This window comes from Winogradskyella sp. PC-19 (assembly GCF_002163855.1).
Taxonomy (GTDB): Bacteria; Bacteroidota; Bacteroidia; order Flavobacteriales; family Flavobacteriaceae; genus Winogradskyella.
In genome coordinates this window covers 2,946,520-2,968,219 of the sequence record NZ_CP019332.1, presented here as the reverse complement: position 1 = coordinate 2,968,219, position 21,700 = coordinate 2,946,520, and the positions used below count along the sequence as shown (strand labels likewise).

The 21,700-nt window shown below is 32.5% G+C and carries 19 protein-coding genes and 2 tRNA genes; 11 read left to right on the top strand and 10 right to left on the bottom strand.

Features of this window, described 5'->3' with window-relative positions; genetic code table 11:
• Positions 1-13 precede the first annotated feature (13 nt).
• The gene (locus tag BTO05_RS13840) at positions 14-3,271 is read left to right on the top strand and encodes an amidohydrolase family protein (protein WP_087493239.1); all 3,258 of its coding nucleotides are present in this window, start codon (positions 14-16) and stop codon (positions 3,269-3,271) included.
• Between the two features lie 18 nt (positions 3,272-3,289).
• On the opposite strand, the gene BTO05_RS13835 is transcribed toward BTO05_RS13840, so the two are convergent.
• The 8 genes from BTO05_RS13835 to tgt form a co-directional block, all read right to left on the bottom strand.
• On the bottom strand, positions 3,290-4,372 hold the full coding sequence (locus BTO05_RS13835) for an adenylate/guanylate cyclase domain-containing protein (RefSeq protein ID WP_087493238.1): 1,083 nt from the start codon (positions 4,370-4,372) through the stop codon (positions 3,290-3,292).
• Between the two features lie 10 nt (positions 4,373-4,382).
• A complete protein-coding gene (locus BTO05_RS13830) occupies positions 4,383-5,567 on the bottom strand; it encodes an asparagine synthetase B (RefSeq protein WP_087493237.1) in 1,185 nt (394 codons plus the stop codon).
• A gap of 155 nt (positions 5,568-5,722) precedes the next feature.
• Positions 5,723-6,763, bottom strand: coding sequence for an AI-2E family transporter (locus BTO05_RS13825; protein ID WP_087493236.1), 1,041 nt, complete (start codon positions 6,761-6,763; stop codon positions 5,723-5,725).
• Between the two features lie 73 nt (positions 6,764-6,836).
• Positions 6,837-8,369, bottom strand: coding sequence for a replicative DNA helicase (gene dnaB / locus BTO05_RS13820; protein WP_087493235.1), 1,533 nt, complete (start codon positions 8,367-8,369; stop codon positions 6,837-6,839).
• Between the two features lie 248 nt (positions 8,370-8,617).
• Positions 8,618-9,568: an acetyl-CoA carboxylase carboxyltransferase subunit alpha gene (locus BTO05_RS13815; protein ID WP_087493234.1), complete on the bottom strand. Its 951-nt coding sequence runs from the start codon at positions 9,566-9,568 to the stop codon at positions 8,618-8,620.
• A gap of 75 nt (positions 9,569-9,643) precedes the next feature.
• Positions 9,644-10,543 (bottom strand): DMT family transporter, encoded by a 900-nt coding sequence (locus BTO05_RS13810; RefSeq protein WP_087493233.1) that lies wholly within the window; start codon positions 10,541-10,543, stop codon positions 9,644-9,646.
• Positions 10,530-11,609, bottom strand: coding sequence for an LptF/LptG family permease (locus tag BTO05_RS13805; RefSeq protein ID WP_087493232.1), 1,080 nt, complete (start codon positions 11,607-11,609; stop codon positions 10,530-10,532). The genes BTO05_RS13810 and BTO05_RS13805 overlap by 14 nt, the downstream gene beginning before the upstream one ends.
• A 3-nt stretch (positions 11,610-11,612) precedes the next feature.
• Positions 11,613-12,743: a tRNA guanosine(34) transglycosylase Tgt gene (gene tgt, locus BTO05_RS13800; RefSeq protein ID WP_087493231.1), complete on the bottom strand. Its 1,131-nt coding sequence runs from the start codon at positions 12,741-12,743 to the stop codon at positions 11,613-11,615.
• 167 nt (positions 12,744-12,910) lie between these two features.
• On the opposite strand from tgt, the gene BTO05_RS13795 reads away from it, so the two are divergent.
• From BTO05_RS13795 to BTO05_RS13785, 3 genes are read left to right on the top strand one after another with little or no spacing between them, the layout of a single operon-like run.
• On the top strand, positions 12,911-13,756 hold the full coding sequence (locus BTO05_RS13795; protein ID WP_087493230.1) for a transketolase: 846 nt from the start codon (positions 12,911-12,913) through the stop codon (positions 13,754-13,756).
• A gap of 21 nt (positions 13,757-13,777) precedes the next feature.
• Positions 13,778-14,731 (top strand): transketolase family protein, encoded by a 954-nt coding sequence (locus BTO05_RS13790; RefSeq protein ID WP_087493229.1) that lies wholly within the window; start codon positions 13,778-13,780, stop codon positions 14,729-14,731.
• Between the two features lie 53 nt (positions 14,732-14,784).
• Positions 14,785-15,372, top strand: a complete 588-nt coding sequence (locus tag BTO05_RS13785) for an outer membrane beta-barrel protein (protein ID WP_087493228.1) — start codon at positions 14,785-14,787, stop codon at positions 15,370-15,372.
• A gap of 65 nt (positions 15,373-15,437) precedes the next feature.
• Here the strand turns inward: BTO05_RS13785 and BTO05_RS13780 are convergent, their stop codons facing one another.
• Positions 15,438-16,466: an FKBP-type peptidyl-prolyl cis-trans isomerase gene (locus BTO05_RS13780; RefSeq protein ID WP_157662598.1), complete on the bottom strand. Its 1,029-nt coding sequence runs from the start codon at positions 16,464-16,466 to the stop codon at positions 15,438-15,440.
• 127 nt (positions 16,467-16,593) lie between these two features.
• On the opposite strand from BTO05_RS13780, the gene BTO05_RS13775 reads away from it, so the two are divergent.
• Together BTO05_RS13775 and BTO05_RS13770 are read left to right on the top strand one after the other, a co-directional pair.
• Positions 16,594-16,965 carry an RNA-binding S4 domain-containing protein gene (locus BTO05_RS13775; RefSeq protein WP_087493226.1) on the top strand — a complete coding sequence of 124 codons (372 nt, stop codon included), beginning with the start codon at positions 16,594-16,596 and terminating at the stop codon, positions 16,963-16,965.
• Positions 16,966-17,017: 52 nt separating this feature from the next.
• Positions 17,018-17,521: a phosphoribosyltransferase family protein gene (locus tag BTO05_RS13770; protein WP_087493225.1), complete on the top strand. Its 504-nt coding sequence runs from the start codon at positions 17,018-17,020 to the stop codon at positions 17,519-17,521.
• Here the strand turns inward: BTO05_RS13770 and BTO05_RS13765 are convergent.
• Entirely contained in the window at positions 17,513-18,034 is a 522-nt protein-coding gene (locus BTO05_RS13765) for a shikimate kinase (protein ID WP_087493224.1), read from the bottom strand. The two genes, BTO05_RS13770 and BTO05_RS13765, sit on opposite strands and share 9 nt — an antisense overlap.
• Positions 18,035-18,165: 131 nt before the next feature.
• Here BTO05_RS13765 and BTO05_RS13760 point away from each other — a divergent pair.
• From BTO05_RS13760 to BTO05_RS13740, 5 genes are all read left to right on the top strand, one after another.
• Positions 18,166-18,238, top strand: a tRNA-Lys gene (locus tag BTO05_RS13760).
• A 56-nt stretch (positions 18,239-18,294) separates the two neighbouring features.
• Positions 18,295-18,378, top strand: a tRNA-Leu gene (locus BTO05_RS13755).
• 123 nt (positions 18,379-18,501) lie between these two features.
• Positions 18,502-19,395 (top strand): MerR family transcriptional regulator, encoded by an 894-nt coding sequence (locus BTO05_RS13750; RefSeq protein WP_317041902.1) that lies wholly within the window; start codon positions 18,502-18,504, stop codon positions 19,393-19,395.
• Positions 19,395-20,855, top strand: coding sequence for a phytoene desaturase family protein (locus tag BTO05_RS13745; RefSeq protein ID WP_087493222.1), 1,461 nt, complete (start codon positions 19,395-19,397; stop codon positions 20,853-20,855). The genes BTO05_RS13750 and BTO05_RS13745 overlap by 1 nt, the downstream gene beginning before the upstream one ends.
• Positions 20,856-20,859: 4 nt before the next feature.
• The gene (locus tag BTO05_RS13740; protein ID WP_087493221.1) at positions 20,860-21,699 is read left to right on the top strand and encodes a phytoene/squalene synthase family protein; all 840 of its coding nucleotides are present in this window, start codon (positions 20,860-20,862) and stop codon (positions 21,697-21,699) included.
• The last annotated feature ends 1 nt before the right edge of the window (position 21,700 follow it).

Below are 21,700 nucleotides of genomic sequence, written 5' to 3'. Positions count from 1 at the left end.
TAAAACTAATTACATGAAGCGTATTAAACTCATCACTGGTCTTTTTTTACTTTTTACATTAATTACTTTTAGTCAAGACAAAGACAAAAAGAAATCTTGGGATGTATCTAACCCAGAAGGTAATTGGGACTTTAAAGAATTAAAACTATCTACCAACGAGGGAACTTGGATGAATCTTGACGTAAGTCCTAATGGAAAATCTATTATTTTTGACCTCCTAGGTGACATATATAAACTTGATATCAAAGGTGGAAAAGCAAAAGTATTAAGAGAAGGACTTCCCTTTGAAATCCAACCACGATTTAGTCCAGACGGTAAATACATTTCTTTTACAAGTGATGCTGGTGGCGGAGATAATATATGGATTATGGAGAGTGATGGCTCAGACGCAAAACAAATCACTAAAGAAAACTTTAGATTACTAAATAATGCTATTTGGACTCCAGATGGAAACTATTTAATTGCCAGAAAACATTTTACTTCTTCACGCTCTCTTGGAGCTGGTGAAATGTGGATGTATCATAAGTCTGGTGGTAGCGGCATTCAACTAATAAAAAAGAAGAATGACCAGCAAGATATAAATGAACCAACAATATCTCCTGATGGCAAATATTTATACTACAGTGAAGATGCATATCCTGGAGGATTTTTTCAATACAACAAAGACCCAAACAAACAAATTTATGTGATTAATAGATATAATATGGAAACCGGTAAGATTGGAAGAATTACTGGTGGTCCAGGTGGTGCAGCACGACCACAGATATCTAGAGATGGTAAAAAGCTAGCTTTTGTAAAACGTGTGCGTACAAAATCCGTACTATATATTCATGATTTAGATTCTGGTGAAGAATGGCCTATATATGATAAGCTTAACAAAGACCAGCAAGAAGCTTGGGCAATCTTTGGAGTTTATACTAATTTTAGTTGGATGCCAAATGACGAAGATATTGTTATATGGTCCGGAGGAAAAATAAAAAGAATAAACATTAATACTTTAGGCGTTTCTGAAATTCCTTTTCAGGTTGATGCAAAAATTAAAATTGCCAAAGCAATCGAAGTCAATAGTCCAGTTGCTCCAGATAAATTTGATGCTAAAGTAATTCGCCATGCAGTTACTTCTCCTGACGGAAAATCATTTGTATTTAATGCTTTAGGTTATTTACACATTCAAGAATTACCTAATGGTAAAGCAAAACGCTTAACCACTGGAACCGATTTTGAATTTGAACCTACCTTTTCTCCTGATGGAAATAGAATTACTTATGTCACATGGAATGACCAAAATCTTGGAGCAATTCATTCCGTTTCTGTTATTGGAGGAACATCAACAAAGCTATCTTCTGAGAAAGGTATTTATAGAAATCCATCATATTCAAACAACGGAAAGCATATTGTGTACCGAAAAGAAGGTGGTAATAACGAACAAGGTCACACATTCTCCAAAAAAACGGGCTTATACCTTATGAATGCTAATGGCTCAAATGCAAAACGTATCACTAAAGAAGGTGATTATCCTATATTTAATGGAGACGATACACGAATTATCTATCAAAAAGGAGGTCAGTTTTTTGGTGCTTTAACCAAAGAATTGAAAAGTGTAGACATTAATGGTTTTGAAGAACGCATTCATGTCAAATCAAAACATGGAAACCGCTTGGTTCCTAGTCCTGATGGAAATTGGATAGCATTTATACATTTACATAAAGTATATATAGCTCCAATGCCTAAGACTGGAAAAACATTAGACCTAACTGATAAGGCCAAGTTTGTTCCTGTAACAAAATTATCAAAGGACGCTGGTATTAATATACATTGGTCTAAGGATAGTAAAACTATTCATTGGACATTGGGAAATCAATACTATTCAGCCAATGTATCAAAGGACACCAAGGTTATAGAAACTGGAATTAAAATTAATCTAGAAGCTAAAACTGATAAACCTGAAGGAAAAATAGTTTTAAAAGGAGCGCGAATAATTACAATGGAAGGTGATGAAGTCATCGAAAACGGAATAATTATTATAGATAATAATAGAATTGAAAACATAGGTAAAGCGTCAGATGTATCAATTCCGTCGGATGCAAAAGTATATGATGTTACAGGGAAAACTATTATGCCAGGTATGGTAGATGCACATGCACATATTGGCGGTTTTCGTTATGGCTTAACTACCCAAAAACATTGGCAATTTTATGCCAATTTAGCCTATGGCATTACTACTACTCATGATCCTTCAGCCAATTCTGAAACTGTCTTTGCACTTTCCGAATTACAAAAAAATGGAAGCCTCGTCGGACCTCGCCTCTACTCTACAGGATTTATTTTGTATGGTGCAGATGGTGATTTTAAAGCCGTTATTAATAACCTTGATGATGCTCGCTCTTCAATAAAAAGAACAAAAGCTTTTGGAGCATTATCTGTAAAAAGTTACAATCAGCCAAGACGAGAGCAACGTCAACAAGTATTGCAGGCTGCACGTGAAGAAGGTATTTTTGTAGTCCCTGAAGGCGGTTCAACGTTTTATCACAACATTACAATGGTTATGGATGGACATACTGGTGTAGAACATAATATTCCTGTAGCGCCAGTTTATAAAGATGTTCTAGAGCTTTGGGGACATAGCAACGTTGGCTACACACCTACGCTTATTGTAAATTATGGCGGAATGAATGGTGAAATGTATTGGTATCAAAATACTAATGTTTGGGAAAATGAAAAACTATTAAAATATATGCCTAGGTCGATTATCGATTCTCGTTCTAGACATCGAATTATGATTCCTGATGAAGAGTACGATAATGGACATATCCTCGTTTCAAAAACTTGCAAAGCTTTAAGTGATGCTGGTGTTAAAGTAAATTTAGGTGCTCATGGACAGTTACAAGGCCTTGGTGCACATTGGGAATTATGGATGTTGCAACAAGGTGGTATGACTAACCATGAAGCTTTAAAAGCAGCGACTATTAATGGTGCAGATTATATTGGAGCTGCTAATGATATTGGCTCTCTTAAAAAAGGGAAACTGGCAGATCTTATTGTTATGGATAAAAACCCGCTTGAGAACATTCGTAATTCAGAAAGCATAGTATATACAATGATTAATGGTAGATTGTATGATACGGAAACTATGAATGAAATAGGAAATGAACCAAAAGAACGTACAAAATTCTATTGGGAAAATTCAAAATATAATCAAGCCTTTCCATGGCATGAAGAAGCGCAAAGCTTTACAAGAGGTGCTTGTGGTTGTCACGTGGGCTCTCACTAAAAATCAAAAACCGGTTCTTTACGAATCGGTTTTTTTATATATGGCATAAATCTTTAAGCGTTCTTCTTTCCCTTTTAGTTCCATATCCTGAGAAAGTAACTTATAATGAGATTTAGATATATTTAATTTTTCTAAAACCGACTCTGACACTAGTAGGTGCTGATTAAATATATTGCAAAGGCTTTGTATCCTTGACGCAGTATTTATTACATCTCCATGAAAAGCCAAATCTTTTTTTATAGTTCCTATTTCAGCAACCATAAGCTTACCAAAATGCAAACCTGCTTTAAATTTAGGATTAAAAGCGTATTTGTTTTTGTAATAGTCTTCTCTTCTATTTAATCTTTTTTCGAACGCAAAAAACAGATTTATGCAATTATTATTCCTAAATCCTTTTTTACTTGGCCAATAAATAACAGCTTCATCACCTACATATTGGTAAACTTCAGCTTCAAAATTATTTAAAGACATGTTTAAATCAATAAAGCAATCTTGAATGAATTGACTGTATTTGTGATGTCCTAATTTTTCGGCAATTTTTGTAGAGTCTTTTAAATCAATAAACATCAAAACATGTTCCTGTTCCTTTGGGCGTTTATATTTACCTAAAAGAATTTGAATAAAATTACCACGACCAAACCTATCATTTGCAATTCTAAATAACGAAAAAACAACTGAGGCACTAACAAAATAGATTACTGTAATCCAAAAAAATGGATCATCTCTCCACCAACCTCTTTCATTATATATATCTATATCTATCTGCTCTTCAAGATGAAAAGAAGTTAAGCTAACCATAACTACGATTAGAATAAAATATATAATCGATTTAAGAAAAATACTTACCCCTAAGATGAATCGTTTAGCCAGTCTATCAAATAAAAACTCTATTGTAGCATAAAAAAGACTTATTGTAAGACCAAATACAATAGCAGCTTCATAAATAGCTCTGATTGGTAAAAATAATTCATCATCTGTATATAAGTGCATTTCCTCTTCTAAGCCATTATATCTAATTGCAGTAAATAAAAGAAATACTAACACCCAAAAAATGGATGAAATTAAAAGCAACTTAAAAAAAGACGAAATTCTATTGGACATCTAAAACAACTCAAGTTTTTTGCTTCTTCTTTTTAGCAGCTGGAAATAATACATTATTAAGTATTAAGCGATATCCTGGTGAAGTTGGATGTAAATCAAGCTCTGTTTTTGGGTCTCCAACACGATGGGTATAATCTTCAGGGTCATGACCTCCGTAGAAAGTAAAGAAGCCTTTACCTTTAATTCCGTGTATATATTTTGCCTCACCGTTGGTTTTATTTTCTCCCATAACCAAGACGTTTGATTTTATTTGCTCACGTGTGAATGATGTCGTTTGCCCCATAAAACCTTTTACCAAAGCTGTGTGATTTTGAGTAAGCATTGTTGGGATTGGATCCCATTTAGCTGAGTATTGCATTAGTGAAAAATAATCAGTTGACTTTGGTATCTTGCGTTTACGAGTCATGTCAATTGAAGAAAACTCATAAATATTAGGATTTCTCTCTAGAATGAAATCTTTGAATGCAAAAGTGTTTTTAAAATCAATCTTGTTCTGATAACCTGCATCACTTCCGTCACCATCAAACATTGGCTCACAGATATCAACATTTTCTGCTGACAATGCTATATCAAAACTGTCAGTTGCAGAACACATAGCAAACATAAAACCGCCACCTGCAACATAATTTCTAATTTTTAGTGCAACTGCTAATTTTGCATCTGAAACCTTATTATACCCTAAGCGTTTAGCTAATGCCTCAGCCTCTTTCTTCTCTTTAATATACCATGCGGCAGAACGGTAACTACGATAAAATTTACCGAATTGCCCAGTAAAATCTTCGTGATGAAGGTGTAACCAATCATAAAGCAATAATTCGTCTTTTAATACCTCTTCGTCATAAATAGTTTCATATGGGATTTCTGCATAAGTCAAAACCATAGTAACTGCATCGTCCCATGGCTGCTTACCGTAAGGTGTATAAACAGCAATTTTTGGTGCTTTTTCTAATACAACAGCCTCTTGATTAACAGAAGGACTCGATATATCGTCTAAAATTTTAGTAGCCTGACTATCAGATATAATTTCAAAAGAAACACCTCTTATTTGACATTCTCGTTGAATAATTTCTGCATCAGGTAATAAAAAAGAACCACCTCTATAATTTAATAGCCATTTTACTTTGAGATTTCTTTCTAGTGTCCAGAAAGTAACACCATAAGCTTTAAGGTGATTTTCTTGAGTTTCTGCATCCATAGGAATCAACAAGTAAGACGCATGAACAAAATAGCCACTAAGGACTATTATCAATAATAAAATGTGCTTTTTCAATTTCTATAATTTCTAAATGAAAGATACTTAAAAAACTAAAGCTAGCGAACTCTTTATTATTCTTTTATGATATTGATAAATTAATAATCATTCAAGGATGTTTGTTTTCCTGAGAGCAGACTGGCAATAACTTTTGTACCCTTAAACTGCTCCATGATTATTTTTAGAAATACTGTTATTGGAATAGCCATAATTAAACCTGGAATTCCCCATAAAAAGCCCCAAAACATTAACATTACTAAAACTGCTATTATATTTATAGAAAAGGATTTTCCCATAAAAATTGGTTCTAATATAGCTCCAAATACAACTTGAACTAAAGTAATTGAAAGTATAAAAAACAATAATGTACTAGAGGTATCCAACTCTACAAAGGCAAATATTGAAAGTAATATTACAGATACAAAAGAGCCGACCATTTGTACAAAATTAATAACAAAAGCAAATAACCCCCAAAAAATAGGAAAGCTAACATCAAAAAATACACACATTAAGCCAGTAAAAATTCCTGTTAAGGCACTTACCAAAACCTTTACCTTAATGAACTTAATAAGGTCTTTTTCGATTTTCATAAATGCTTTTACCGAGGTGTACTTTTGTTTTAATATTGTATTGTTTAGCATTGCTTGTACATTAATAGATTCTGCAAGCCAAAGGACAACAAAAAATGCAGTCATTAACAAAGTCGTCAAAAATTTTCTCAAAAATCCAATGGTGGAACCAATGTTTTCTTTTTGAAAGAATTGAGCAAAAACGTTCTTTTTTGATTCAAATTCAATACCAAAGCTGTCGGATAAATAACCTTTTAGACTATTTATCTTTGGTTCTGCTTTCTCAAGAAACTCTGCGTTATTTGCTAAAATCTCTCTACTAGATAATTGTATAAGCTCAATACCTATTTTTAATCCGGCAGCAACCAAGAATAATACAATTATTATACTTACAAATTTTGGAATTTTTCTTCGACCTAACCAACGCATTAGCGGTAGAAACAACAACGCAATAAACATTGAAAAAATCAATGGGATAAATATAAATGATAGCACCTTAAGTAGATAAAACACTATTGGCACTGCTATAATTAGCAATAATATATTTGTTGTACGTCTTTCGTTAAGCATAGGGCAGAAAATAGAATATTTGATAAAATTAATACATAAAACATCAAATAACTCTTAGTAAAATTATAAATATTTAAAAAGGAACACCATCATCTTCTGGAGCGTCAAAAGCATCACTTGCGGATGGAAAATGGTCTGTCTTAAAGGTATCATCGTTTGCCGCAGCATTCATTTTTGAGTGAAACTCTCCAAATGGTGTGTCAAAATCATCTAAATTATCAAACTTACCTAAGTGTCCAATGAATTTTAGTCGTATATTTTCTAAACCACCATTTCTGTGTTTTGCTACAATAAATTCTCCTTGTCCTTCAGTAGGTGAACGTTCTTCATCATCCCATTCGTCAATTTTATAATACTCAGGTCGATAAATAAATGATACAATATCTGCATCTTGTTCAATTGCACCAGATTCACGTAAATCAGATAATAAAGGTCTTTTACTTCCACCTCGAGTTTCTACTGCACGAGATAATTGAGATAGCGCAATTACAGGAATATTTAATTCTTTGGCTAAAGCTTTTAAGTTACGAGAAATCATAGAAATTTCTTGTTCACGATTACCGTTTTTATTACTTCCTCCACCAGTCATTAATTGCAGATAATCGATCATTATCATTTTAATACCGTATTGAGAAGCTAGACGACGGGCTTTTGCTCGTAAATCAAATATTGAAAGTGAAGGTGTATCATCAATAAATAAAGGTGCTTTCTCTAAAGTCTTAACCTTGACATTGAGTTGCTCCCACTCATGTTTTTCTAACTTACCTGTTCTTAGTTTTTCTGAAGATAAACCAGTTTCACTAGAAATCAAACGTGTAATTAACTGTACGGATGACATTTCTAAAGAGAAAAATGCAACTGGAATATTACTATTTACAGCGACATTTCGAGCCATTGTTAACGTAAAAGCTGTTTTACCCATACCTGGACGAGCAGCAATAATTACCAAATCAGAAGGTTGCCAACCAGATGTTAACTTATCAAGCTTGTCAAATCCAGAAGGAATTCCACTCATACCCTCTTTATTGGAAATCTCTTCAATCTTTTTCTTTGCTTGAATTACCAGACTCTGAGCAGTTTCGGTTGACTTCTTTACATTACCTTGGGTAACCTCGTAAAGTTTTGCTTCTGCATTGTCTAATAAATCAAATACATCTTGTCCTTCATCATAAGCGTCTTCAATAATTTCGTTTGAAATTTTAATAAGGCTTCTTTGTATATACTTTTGAAGAATAATGCGTGCATGGAACTCAATATGTGCTGAAGAAGATACACGTTGCGTTAAAGATATTAGATAAAAATCACCGCCGACTAAATCTAGCTTTCCTTCTTTTCTTAATTGTGTTGAAACTGTTAATAAGTCTACTGGTTCACTATTTTCAAATAATTTGAAAATAGATTCGAATATAAATTTATGTGATTCTTTGTAAAAAGCATCAGGGCTTAAAATATCAATAACCTCATCAACTCCCTTTTTATCAATCATCATTGCACCAAGCACAACCTCCTCCAAATCTAATGCTTGAGGTGGTATTTTCCCTTTTTCCAAGCTTATTAAGGAGCTTTTATCGACTTTATAGCCTTGTACTGGATTTGGTTGTTTCATTATTGATTACTCAATTTAGCGGATTAATTATATAAAAATGAGTTTACACTTTTAAAGATAATATTTCTTTTTCAAAGGCTTACGAAAGTAACTAAATCGTTAAGAAAACACTGATTTACTTACTTCCAATCATCAACAACTGATTAACATTTCACCTGTTGATAACTTGATTTTATTGTTAATAGCGATAAAAAAACTGAAGCAGTAGGCTTCAGTCTTTTTAAGTATACTATGTTTTATTGAAGTTTTTATTTATAAACTCCCATTTCGCCATATTTTTCCATGCGTTGCTTAACCAATTCTTTTGGTGATAAGTTTTTGAGCTCATCAAAAGTTTTGACAATAGCATCTCTTACTGCTAAAAATGTTTTATTTCTGTCTTTGTGCGCGCCACCTAAGGGTTCTTTAATAATTTGATCAACTAGCTTCATACGTTTCATGTCCTTGGCTGTTAACTTTAACGCTTCGGCTGCTTGCTCTTTATATTCCCAACTACGCCATAAAATTGAAGAACAAGATTCTGGAGAAATTACAGAATACCAAGTGTTTTCTAACATCATCACCTTATCTCCTACACCGATACCTAATGCACCACCAGATGCACCTTCACCAATGATTATGGTAATGATTGGGACCTTTAAACGAGTCATCTCTAATATATTTCTTGCAATAGCTTCTCCTTGTCCACGTTCTTCTGCTTCAAAACCAGGATAAGCACCAGGTGTATCAATTAAAGTAACAACTGGAATTCCAAATTTTTCTGCAGACTTCATTAAGCGTAATGCTTTACGGTAACCCTCTGGATTAGACATCCCAAAGTTTCTATACTGTCTTGTTTTAGTATTAAAACCTTTTTGCTGGCCGATAAACATATAAGTTTGGTCACCTATTTTACCTAGACCACCTATCATAGCTTTATCGTCCTTTACATTCCTGTCACCATGTAATTCTAAAAACGAATCGCCACAAAGCGCATTTATATGGTCTAATGTGTAAGGTCTATCTGGATGTCTAGATAGTTGAACTCGTTGCCAAGCCGATAGATTTTTATAAATATCTTTTTTGGTTTCAGCTAATTTCTTTTCAATTTGTTTACAGGTCTCAGTTACGTCAACTTCACTTTCATCTCCAATGACCTTGCATTTTTGTAATTGATCTTCTAATTCTTTTATTGGTAATTCAAACTCTAAATATTCCATACAATTTGAAGTTAGTTTTTTTAGTTAGTCCACAAAAATATAAATTACTCTACAGCTAATGACATTTTAATGTAATTAATTAGATTTTTTCAATTTCTTTGTACGGTAATTCTTAATAATAGCATCTAAAACAACAGCAAGTATGACTATTATAGCACCATAATAAAATTGAGGTGACATTTGTTCATTTTCTGGGAAGAAATATAGTGCCAATAGTATACCATAAACAGGTTCTAAATTATAACTTAATATTACTGTGAAAGGCGAAATATATTTCATCACTTCTACTGCTGCAATAAAGGCGTAAGCAGTACAAATTGAAGCTAATACTACTATATAGGTCCAATCTTCGTTTGAAAGATTAAAAAATTCTGTATCAAAACCACCATAAAAAATCCCAATACCTATACTTATACATACAACACCGCTAACAAACTCATAAAATGAGATAACACTAGCCCTATGTTTTAAAATTAGTTTACCGTTAATAACTGCAAAAAGAGTAGAAAACAAAGCTGATGCTATACCTAAAAGAATGCCATTAATATAGTCTAACTCGCCTTGAACAATTAAAAACACTCCAAAAATTACTACTATACCAAATAAAATTTCGTACCACAAAATTTTTCGTTTAAAAAAAATAGGCTCAATAAATGAAGCGAAAAATGCTCCAGAAGAAAACATTGCTAAAGTAATAGAAACATTAGATTGATTAATAGCTTCGAAGAATGTAATCCAGTGTGCCGCAATTATAAATCCAGCAATACTTAATTGCATAGCTAATCGACTACTAATTTTTAGGTTTTTCTTTGTGATTTTGATATACAAGTACATTAAAACACCAGCTATTAACATACGATACCAAACTAAAGAAAAAGAGCCAATGGATATCTTTTCGCCTAAAATTGCAGTAAATCCAGCTATGAAAACTAAAAAATGTAAGTGTAAGTAATGCTTAAAATTATCGCCTCGCATTGTATAGTAAATATCCTGCTAATGTACCAAAAACAATGTTTGGAAACCATACAGCTACTAAAGGTGAGAAGTTAGATTGTTGTGCCATTACACCAAATATCTTGTCAAAAAACACATAAACCATGGCAATAGTAATACCTATAGCTAGGTTTACACCCATGCCTCCACGTCGTTTTTTTGACGAAACTGCTACTGCTATAATGGTCAAGATAAATACTGATGCTGGTAAGCTCCACTTTTTGAACTTCACAACTTCGTATCTACCTATATTGGGTGAGCCTCTTTGCTTTTCTTTCTCAATAAAATCTACAAGTTCGTCATATGGCTTAGTTTCAGCTATGTAGTTAACTGGTGTCAAGTCCTCAGTATCAAAAGAAAATTCAACATTTAGAACACGTTTTTCTTCAACGGTCACATTACCAATACTGTCAAAGCTTCTCTTATAGTATGATCTTAATTTATATATAGAATCTTCTTCCATATATTGAATACTACTTGCGAATATCTTATACTCTAATCTATCATCTTCAAAATGTTCTAAAGTGAAATTTTGACCTCTCTTACTTTTAGGGTCATAAGAGCTTACGTATATAATATCGTTGTCTGTAATTCTTCTAAAAACATCCTTTGTATCTTGAATATTCTTATTTCGCGATAAGTATTTATACTTGAATTCATTAAACCCTTGGCTTGCTTTTGGTGCCAAAAACATTCCTAAGCCTAAAGCCATTAGTGCTACTATTGTTGCTCCAATTATATATGGTCTTAAAAATCTTGTAAAAGAAACACCAGAACTCAAAAAAGCTACAATCTCAGTATTTCTAGCTAATTTTGAAGTAAAAAATATAACTGAAAGAAATAAAAATAATGGGAATAATAGGTTAGCAAAATATATAGTAAAATTAAGTAGATATAAAGCCAACTCATCAAATGGCACATCGTTACTTATAATCTTACCAATTTTTTCGGCAAGGTGAACCATTATAGCAATCGGTATAAATAGTAGTAACATCATTAAAAATGTAAACAAATAACGCTTTAGTATGTACCAATCTAATATTTTCATTTTTTACAAACGTTTATCCATTTGTTTTACCATTTTATCCTTCCAAACTCTAAAATCACCCGCAATTATATGTTTACGTGCTTCTCTCACTAACCAAAGATAGAATCCAAGATTATGTATAGTTGCAATTTGTTTTCCTAATAATTCATTTACTGTAAACAAATGTTTTAAATATGCTTTACTGTAATCTGTATCTACATATGTAATACCCATATCGTCAATAGGTGAAAAATCATTAGCCCATTTAGCGTTCTTTATATTAATGGTGCCATGAGCTGTAAAAAGCATGCCATTTCTTGCATTTCTTGTTGGCATTACACAGTCAAACATATCTACACCTAACGCAATATTTTCTAAAATATTTATTGGCGTACCAACTCCCATTAAATATCTTGGTTTGTCTTCTGGTAAAATATCACAAACTACTTCAGTCATACCGTACATTTCCTCTGCAGGTTCTCCTACTGACAAACCGCCAATTGCATTACCTTGCGCACCTGCATTAGCAATATATTCTGCAGATTGTTTTCGCAAATCTTTATAAGTACTGCCTTGTACAATTGGAAAAAAAGTTTGTTCGTAATCGTATTTAAAAGGTGTTTTTTCTAAATGATTAATACATCTATCTAACCATCGATGTGTCATATGCATCGAGCGCTTAGCATAATTATAATCACAAGGATATGGTGTACACTCATCAAAAGCCATAATAATATCAGCACCTATAGAACGTTGTATCTCCATAACATTTTCAGGAGTAAACATGTGCATACTACCATCTATATGAGACTTAAACTTAACACCTTCTTCTTTAATCTTGCGATTTGCAGATAAAGAATAAACTTGATAACCGCCAGAATCTGTAAGGATATTTCTATCCCAATTCATAAATTTATGTAATCCGCCTGCCTCTTCTAAAATCTTTGTTTGTGGTCTTAGATATAAATGGTAGGTATTTCCTAAAATTATATCAGGATTAATATCGTTTTTTAGTTCACGCTGATGTACGCCTTTTACAGTAGCAACTGTACCCACTGGCATAAAAATTGGTGTTTCAATTTTACCGTGATCTGTTTTTATCTCTCCTGCTCTGGCTTTACTTCCAGCATCTATGGCAATCTTTTTAAAATCCATTAAAATAGTTGTGAAAGCGCAAATATAAATAACTCAATTGCATAAGCTCTTAATTAAATTTAAAATTGTTAGCAATTCAATAAAATCGTTAATAAGTGGCTTCTTTGAGACTTTGTTACAGAAAACGAAACCACTATTTTTGAAGCACTAAAATAAGTCATAAAAAGATGCCAAACATTCAAGAATTACAAGATTTAACAACCCAAGTTCGAAGAGATATACTTCGCATGGTACACAAGGTAAACTCTGGTCACCCAGGAGGCTCCCTTGGTTGTGCCGAATTTTTTGTCGCTCTCTATAAAGAGATAATGGATAGAAAAGACCATTTTGACATGAATGGTTTTGGTGAAGATTTATTCTTTCTATCTAACGGACATATTTCTCCTGTATATTATAGTGTTCTTGCACGTTCGGGATACTTTCCTGTAGATGAATTAAATACTTTTAGATTAATCAACTCAAGACTTCAAGGACACCCTACAACTCACGAAGGTCTAGAAGGAATTAGAATTGCTTCTGGTTCTCTTGGTCAAGGTATGTCAGTTGCAATTGGCGCTGCTCAAGCAAAGAAATTAAACGCGGATTCTCATCTGATATACAGTCTTCATGGAGATGGAGAGTTACAAGAAGGTCAAAATTGGGAGGCAATTATGTATGCTTCTGCAAAAAAAGTAGATAATTTAATTTCTACTATTGACTTAAATGGGAAACAAATAGATGGAGCAACAGATGATGTTTTACCAATGGGTAATATCAAACAGAAATTTGAAGCTTTTGGTTGGACTGTTGTTGAGATTGAAGAAGGGAATAATATAGAAGCTATCCTCGAAGGTATGACTGAAGCAAAATCTAGAACCGGAAAAAGGCAACCAGTTTGTGTTTTACTAAAAACGGAAATGGGTAATGGTGTAGATTTTATGATGAATACTCATGCCTGGCACGGTAAAGCACCTAATGATGAGCAATTACAAATTGCGTTAACCCAAAATGCTGAGACCTTAGGCGATTATTAATCCATTTTTGATTTAAGAATTATGAAAACATACGAAAACACAGGAAATAAAGATACACGTTCGGGGTTTGGTGCTGGTTTAACAGAACTTGGACAAACCAACGAAAATGTTGTTGCACTTTGCGCAGATCTAATAGGTTCTTTAAAAATGGATGACTTCAAAGCCAATCATCCAGAGCGATTTTACCAAGTTGGCATAGCAGAAGCAAATATGATTGGTATAGCAGCTGGTCTTACTATTGGTGGGAAAATCCCTTTTACAGGAACATTTGCAAATTTTTCAACTGGTCGTGTTTACGATCAAATAAGACAAAGTGTAGCTTACTCAGGAAAAAATGTAAAAATTTGTGCTTCTCACGCAGGTATAACATTAGGTGAAGATGGTGCAACGCACCAAATCTTAGAAGATATTGGTTTAATGAAAATGCTTCCAGGAATGACAGTTATCAATACTTGTGATTATAATCAAACAAAAGCAGCTACATTATCGATTGCAAAACATAATGGTCCTGTTTATTTACGTTTTGGACGTCCAAAAGTAGCAAATTTCACTCCTCAAGTCCAAAATTTTGAGATAGGAAAAGCTATAAAACTTACAGAAGGAACTGATGTAACTATTGTTGCTACTGGTCATCTCGTATGGGAAGCATTGGAAGCGTCTAAAGCTTTAAATGACGAAGGTATTTCTGCTGAGGTCATAAATATTCATACGATAAAGCCTTTAGATGATGCTGCTATTTTAGAATCTGTTTCTAAAACAGGTTGTATTGTAACAGCCGAAGAGCACAACTACTTAGGTGGTCTAGGAGAAAGTGTTTCTAGAGTTTTGGTAGAGAACAATCCAACACCTCAAGAGTTTGTTGCAACCAAAGACACTTTCGGAGAATCTGGCACACCTGCCCAGCTTATGGACAAGTACGGATTAAACAGTAAAGCGATAATTGAGGCTTCAAAAAAAGCAATCAGTAGAAAATAAGTTGAGTTTGGCAGCGTTTTTGTTTAAGTAATCTAAATCAAAAACGAATAATTATGAAGAATTTATTTTTTACTGCACTTTTAGTGGCAGGATTTTCAACAAGTTTATTTGCGCAATCTGGAAGTGGATTTGGTATTAAAGCAGGTTTAAATTATGGTGGTAACGGAGATTATTTTGAATCGGCTGCCCAAAATTTTGAAAACCCAGACCAAAATGTAGGATACCATATTGGTGTATTTGGCAAGTTAGGAAACAAACTATATTTCAGACCAGAAATTGTTTATACTAAGACGAAAAGTGATTACGACTTAGGTGAATTTGATGTACAAAAAATTGATGTACCCTTATTGGTTGGTCTAAAAGTATTAGGGCCAATAAACGTCTTTGGTGGTCCAGCATTACAATATATTTTGGATACAGATTTTGGCAATACTAGGATTGATAATATTGAAAGTGACTTTAGTGTAGGTTTAAATTTTGGTATTGGATTAAATCTTAATAGGTTAGGAATAGATTTAAGATACGAAAGAGGTTTTAGCGATAATGAAGCTACTTTTATAGACAATAATAATGTTATCTCTCTTGACCGATTAGATACAAGACCTGAGCAACTTATTTTAAGTTTATCATACAAATTATAAAGTATAAATATTAGAAAAAAAAACCCGCTAATTAAATTAGCGGGTTTTTTTTTCTAATATTTATACTACTCATTGTAATTAATTGTAATATCCTCATCCAAATAATCAGGAATATTATTATTATCTGTGTCTAATATTTTACCTGTTGTTATAGTTATAACACCCATGGATTGGGTTCTACCTAATTCAAATTCATTATTATCTAATTCAGGTTCTGATTCACCATTATTTGTGTCAACAATATATTCAGTTCTAAATAGTTCATTAATTGTAAGTACACCATCTCCATCATCATCAGGGTCAACATAATTTACAATTGAGTTATCATCAGTATCTTCATCGAAAGTACTTGAATTATTATTTAAATCTTCGATGTATGATGGCACACCGTCACTATCATGGTCATTTATTTCAGTTTGAAATAAAGTAAACTTAAATATTAAATTAGAATATGAAGGAATACCAACTAATTGCGTTGAAAAATAAGCTAAACCAGATGGCAAAAACATTACACCAACTCCATAATCGTCATATTCTACATTAGACCCAGTTGTAAAACTAGCTGCAGTGTTGAATTCTGGAAAAACACGTTGCCACCCCGTAATAACTCCGCCAGAATTAACTCCAAATCCTACCAAATTAAAATCTACAGGATTAATAGCGCTATCAAAAACAGAAGCATCTTCAATTAAGCTACCTTCATACTCTACTCTTACTTTATCTGTAAAATTAGGTGACTCATCTCCTCCTCCTTGGTTTATTTTCAGAATATAATATTCATAAGTTGCTTCCTCAAAAACTGTAGTTCTTGTTTCAACAGCACCAGCCAATAATGTATGTCCCATAGGAACTGTAGCTCCTTCTGCCAATTCAGTAATAATAATGTCGCTAGGCTCTGGATTTATAATTGCTGCTAAATCTGCACTGTTATAATAATGCGTACCTAAATATGATAATAACAAGGCTTTATCTGTTGCTTGTTGCTCAGTTCTATCTCTATCAGGTACAAGAGATATTTCAGGCTCATCTGGTGAACAAGCAAAAATCAATAGTGAAAAAACAAAAATACTAGATAGGAATGTTCTTAATTTCATAGGGTCATTTAAATTCATATTTATTTAAAGCATAAACACGGTTCAATATTGCTTAATTTTAGGCCGCAAGATACAATAATATAATACTTTTGTACAAATTGATTAACGCAGTTTTTAGTTAAATTATATGCGAATAGATAAGTATTTATGGTGTGTGAGATATCACAAAACCCGAAATCAAGCCTCAATTGCCTGTAAAAAAGGTCAAGTAAAGGTCAATGAAGCTGTTGTAAAACCTAGTAGAGAAGTCTATATAGGTGATACAATAGTACTTAGAAAAAATCAAGTTAATTATAAGATTAGAATAAATGACATTCCACCTAACCGTGTTGGCGCAAAACTTGTCGATATCTACATAACCGATTTAACTCCTAAATCTGAATTTGAAGCTCAAGAATTATTAAAATATAGTAAAGACTATTATAGAAAAAAAGGAACAGGAAGACCCACAAAAAAAGACAGACGCTCTATAGAAAATTACATTGATGAAGAAGAATGATTTTTATTGTTACCTTATGAATAAATAACTCTTTATATATTTAAAAAAAAGCATGATAACAGAAAAAAATACCATACTCAATCATCAAGAAATTCAGCATAAGATAAAAAGAATATCTTATCAAATATATGAATCAAACGTTAATGAAAAAGAGCTAATTATAGCAGGTATTGATAAAAACGGGTTTCTGCTAGCAAAAAAAATCAAAGCAAACTTAGATAAAATATCAAAAATACATAGTGTATTATGCAAAGTTTCAATAGATAAAAAAACACCTTTAAATCCATTATCAACTTCACTTACTTCAAAAGAGTATACCAATAAATCAATAGTTTTAGTCGATGATGTCCTTAACTCTGGTAGTACGCTGATATACGGTGTAAGGCATTTTTTAGAAGTCCCTTTAAAACAATTTAAAACAGCAGTTTTAGTAAACAGAAATCATAAAAAATTTCCTGTAAAAGCAGATTTTAAAGGTATATCTCTTTCAACTTCTCTGAAAGAACATATTAATGTTAATTTAAGTAAGCAACCTTACGAAGCCTACTTAGATTAAATTTAATACAATTTCTTCTACAATGGTATTCGAAGTTTTATTATCAGTAGTAATAGTAACATTCGATTTTGAATAAAATGGAGAACGCTCAAAAAGGTGCTTTCCAAAAAACTCAAAAAATTCTTCATCAGTTTTTAGATGATTAATTACTGGACGGTTACTTTTTTCGGGTTTCAAACGTTTTACTAGCTCAGGAATAGACGCTTTTAAGTAAAAAGATTTAACCTCTATACTATTTAGTATTAGATTTAGATTATTTCCGTAACACGGCGTACCTCCGCCTAGAGATAAAACCGTTTTGTCTTCTCCTTCTAAAATCTCCTCTAAATATGCAGCCTCATTCTTTCTGAAATAAATTTCTCCCTTTTTGTCAAATATTTCAGAAATTGACATCTTCTCTCTATCTACGATATAATCATCTAAATCAATAAAATTATAACTTAAAATCGCAGCTAATTCCTTGCCAATTGTAGATTTCCCAGAACCCATATACCCCATTAAAACTATAATCATATTTGCTTATAAATTGATTGTGAAACACCTACAAAGCTGTCCCACAAAAAAACAAAAAAATATATAAAAAAAGCATTGTTTTATTAATTAAACATTTTATATTTGCACCCTCGTTAGAGAAAAAGATTAATGACTTGGTAGCTCAGTTGGTAGAGCATCTCCCTTTTAAGGAGAGGGTCCTGGGTTCGAGCCCCAGCCAAGTCACAAAAAAAGTTAAGCAAATTGCTTAACTTTTTTTTTACATTTATATTTCATTTTTTGCGCACGTGGCGGAATTGGTAGACGCGCCAGCTTGAGGGGTTGGTGGACATTAGTCCGTGGAAGTTCGAGTCTTCTCGTGCGCACTTTATTTATTTTCCATTTTTTTACTTAATTTTTGTTAAATACCGTACTCTTAAAAGTTAAACACTTACTTTTGTTTAACATTAATTTTATTTTGATAAACAAATAGAGCTTGTATGAATAACATGAAAAATAAATTTAGTATCAAAGATTTAGAGAATCTTACAGGTATTAAAGCGCATACTATTCGTATTTGGGAAAAACGCTACAACCTCTTATCCCCAAAAAGAACAGACACAAACATAAGATATTACGACTTAGCTAGTTTTCAGAAGATGCTTAATGTAAGCTACCTTAACAATAACGGCTACAAAATATCTAAAATAGCAACCCTAAAGCCAGAAGAAATTCCTGCGCTAGTTAGGGAAATTGCATCTCAAACAAACTTAGAGAGCCATGCAATAAACTCATTTAAGTTGTCAATGCTTAATTTTGATCAAGCTCTTTTTTACAATACCTACGAAGCTTTGTTAAAGGACAAATCCTTCGATGATATATTTTATGACATATTTATTCCTCTGCTTACTGAAATTGGATTGTTATGGCAAACAAATACTATAACTCCAGCTCACGAACATTTTTTGACAACCCTTATTCGTCAAAAAATACTTATAAACACTGAGTTTATTCAGTCAGAAACTAAACCAAACTCTAAGAAAACATTTGTTCTCTTTTTACCCGATAACGAAATTCATGAACTAGGTATTATGTTCTTGAATTATCAAATTGTTAGTAATAACTATCATTGTATCTTTTTAGGTCAAAGTGTTCCTATGGAAAGCCTAGCGGATATACTTAATTATTACGATGACATTATATTCTTATCCTATTTTACTATAAAGCCACTAAAGGAAGAAATAGATGATTACTTAAAATCATTCAGCGAAACCTTGCTAGAAAAGACTGATGCGGAGTTTTGGATTTTAGGCCAAATGCTGAACAGTATAGACATGGACAATTTACCTCCAAAAATTAAATGCTTTAAATCAATACAAGAAGTTACTGACAATCTTAAATAATGACTAAAATATCTATTATAGGTTCTGGGTTCTCATCACTTTCAGCTGCTTGCTATTTAGCTAAAGATGGCTACAAAGTTTCTGTTTTTGAAAAAAACAGTACAGTTGGTGGAAGAGCCAGACAATTAAAAAAAGAAGGATTTACTTTCGATATAGGTCCAAGTTGGTATTGGATGCCAGATATTTTTGAAAAATTTTTCAATGACTTCGATAAATCAACAAAGGATTATTACGAACTAGATAAACTAAGTCCTGCTTACAAAATTTTCTTCTCAGATGATGAAATTACTATTGGTGATACCATGGACAAAATTTGCGAAGAATTTGAGCGTATTGAACCAGGAAGTTCTGAGCCCTTAAGAAAATTCATATCTAAGGCGCAAGACAATTACGATATTGCAATAAATAAAATTGTTCTAAAACCTGGATTATCGCCACTAGAGTTGGTAACTAAAGAGACTGTAACACGTGTTGACCAATTTTTTAGAACTATAAGTAGCGAAGTCAGAAAGAAATTTAAAAATCCAAAACTTATATCTACGTTAGAGTTTCCTGTGTTATTTCTTGGAGCAAAACCAAGTAAAACACCTTCATTTTATAGTTTTATGAATTTTGCTGACTTTGGCTTAGGGACTTGGCATCCAAAAGGTGGTATGTACGAAGTTATAAAAGCCATGAGAGATTTAGCAACAAGTCTTGGTGTTGAACTAAATACAGATGCAGTAGTAGAAAAGATAAATGTTGAAAACGGAAAGACAAAAGGAATTACTGTAAACGGTAAAGAAATAGAATCTAATTATGTTCTTAGTGGTGCAGATTATAGTCATTCTGAAACATTATTAGATAAAGAATACAGACAGTATAGTGAAGCTTATTGGGATAAGAAAACATTTGCCCCATCTTCTCTTCTCTTTTATGTTGGTTTTGATAAGAAACTAAAAAATGTCGAACATCATAACCTATTTTTTGATACTGATTTTGAAGCACACGCCGAAGATATTTATGATAATCCAAAGTGGCCCAAACAACCACTCTTTTATGTTAATTTTCCTTCAATAACTGATGCATCTATGGCACCTAAAGATTCCGAAACTGGCTTCTTTCTGATTCCTATTGCACCTAATCTTGAGGACACTGAAGCTCTTAGAGAACAGTATTTTGATATCATTATCGACAGATTTGAAAAGAAAACCAATCAAAAGGTGACAAATAATATTATCTTTAAAGAGTCTTTTTGCGTCAAAGACTTTAAAAAGGAGTATAATTCTTACAAAGGAAATGCATATGGTATGGCAAATACGCTATCACAAACTGCTTTCTTAAGACCTAATTTAAAAAGTAAAAAAGTAAAAAATCTCTTTTTTACTGGACAATTAACAGTTCCTGGTCCTGGAGTCCCACCATCCTTAATATCAGGTAAACTCGCAGCAGACTTAATAAAAAAACAAATAAAAAATTAAAAACATGAAATCAATCTTCGACAGAGTTTCTAGAGAATGTAGTAAGCTGGTAACTACCTCTTACAGTACATCATTCTCTATGGCAACGAAAATGCTTTCAGACAGCATCAGACAAGACATATACAATATATATGGATTTGTAAGATTTGCTGATGAAATTGTTGACACATTTCATGATTACGATAAAGCTATATTGTTTGATAAATTTTCTAATGATTTAGAAGATGCACTAGAAATGAAAATAAGCTTAAATCCAATTCTTAATTCATTTCAAGAAACATATCATAAATACAATATCGAAAAGCATATGGTCGATGCTTTTATGAAAAGTATGAAACAAGACCTTTACAAACACAACTATTTAACTCCAGAAGAATACAAAGATTATATCTATGGTTCAGCTGACGTGGTAGGCTTAATGTGCTTAAAAGTTTTTGTTAAAGGAGATGATAAAAAATATGATGAGCTAAAGGACTCAGCAATGAGTTTAGGCTCAGCTTTTCAGAAAGTAAATTTCTTGAGAGACTTGAAAGCTGACTTTGAAGATTTGAGTCGTACTTATTTTCCAAATACAGATTTAAATCATTTAGATGAAGCTTCAAAACAAGCTATAATTACTGATATAGAAGAAGATTTTGCAAAAGGACTTGTAGGCATCAAAAAACTACCTCTCGAAGCTCGTTTTGGTGTGTTTATGGCATATAGATATTATAGCAAACTATTAGACAAACTAAAAAAGACGCCAGCCTTAGAAATAAAATCTGCCAGAATCAGAGTTCCTGATTACAAAAAAGTAGAGCTATTAACTAGAAGTTATGTAAAATACCAATTAAACTTACTTTAAA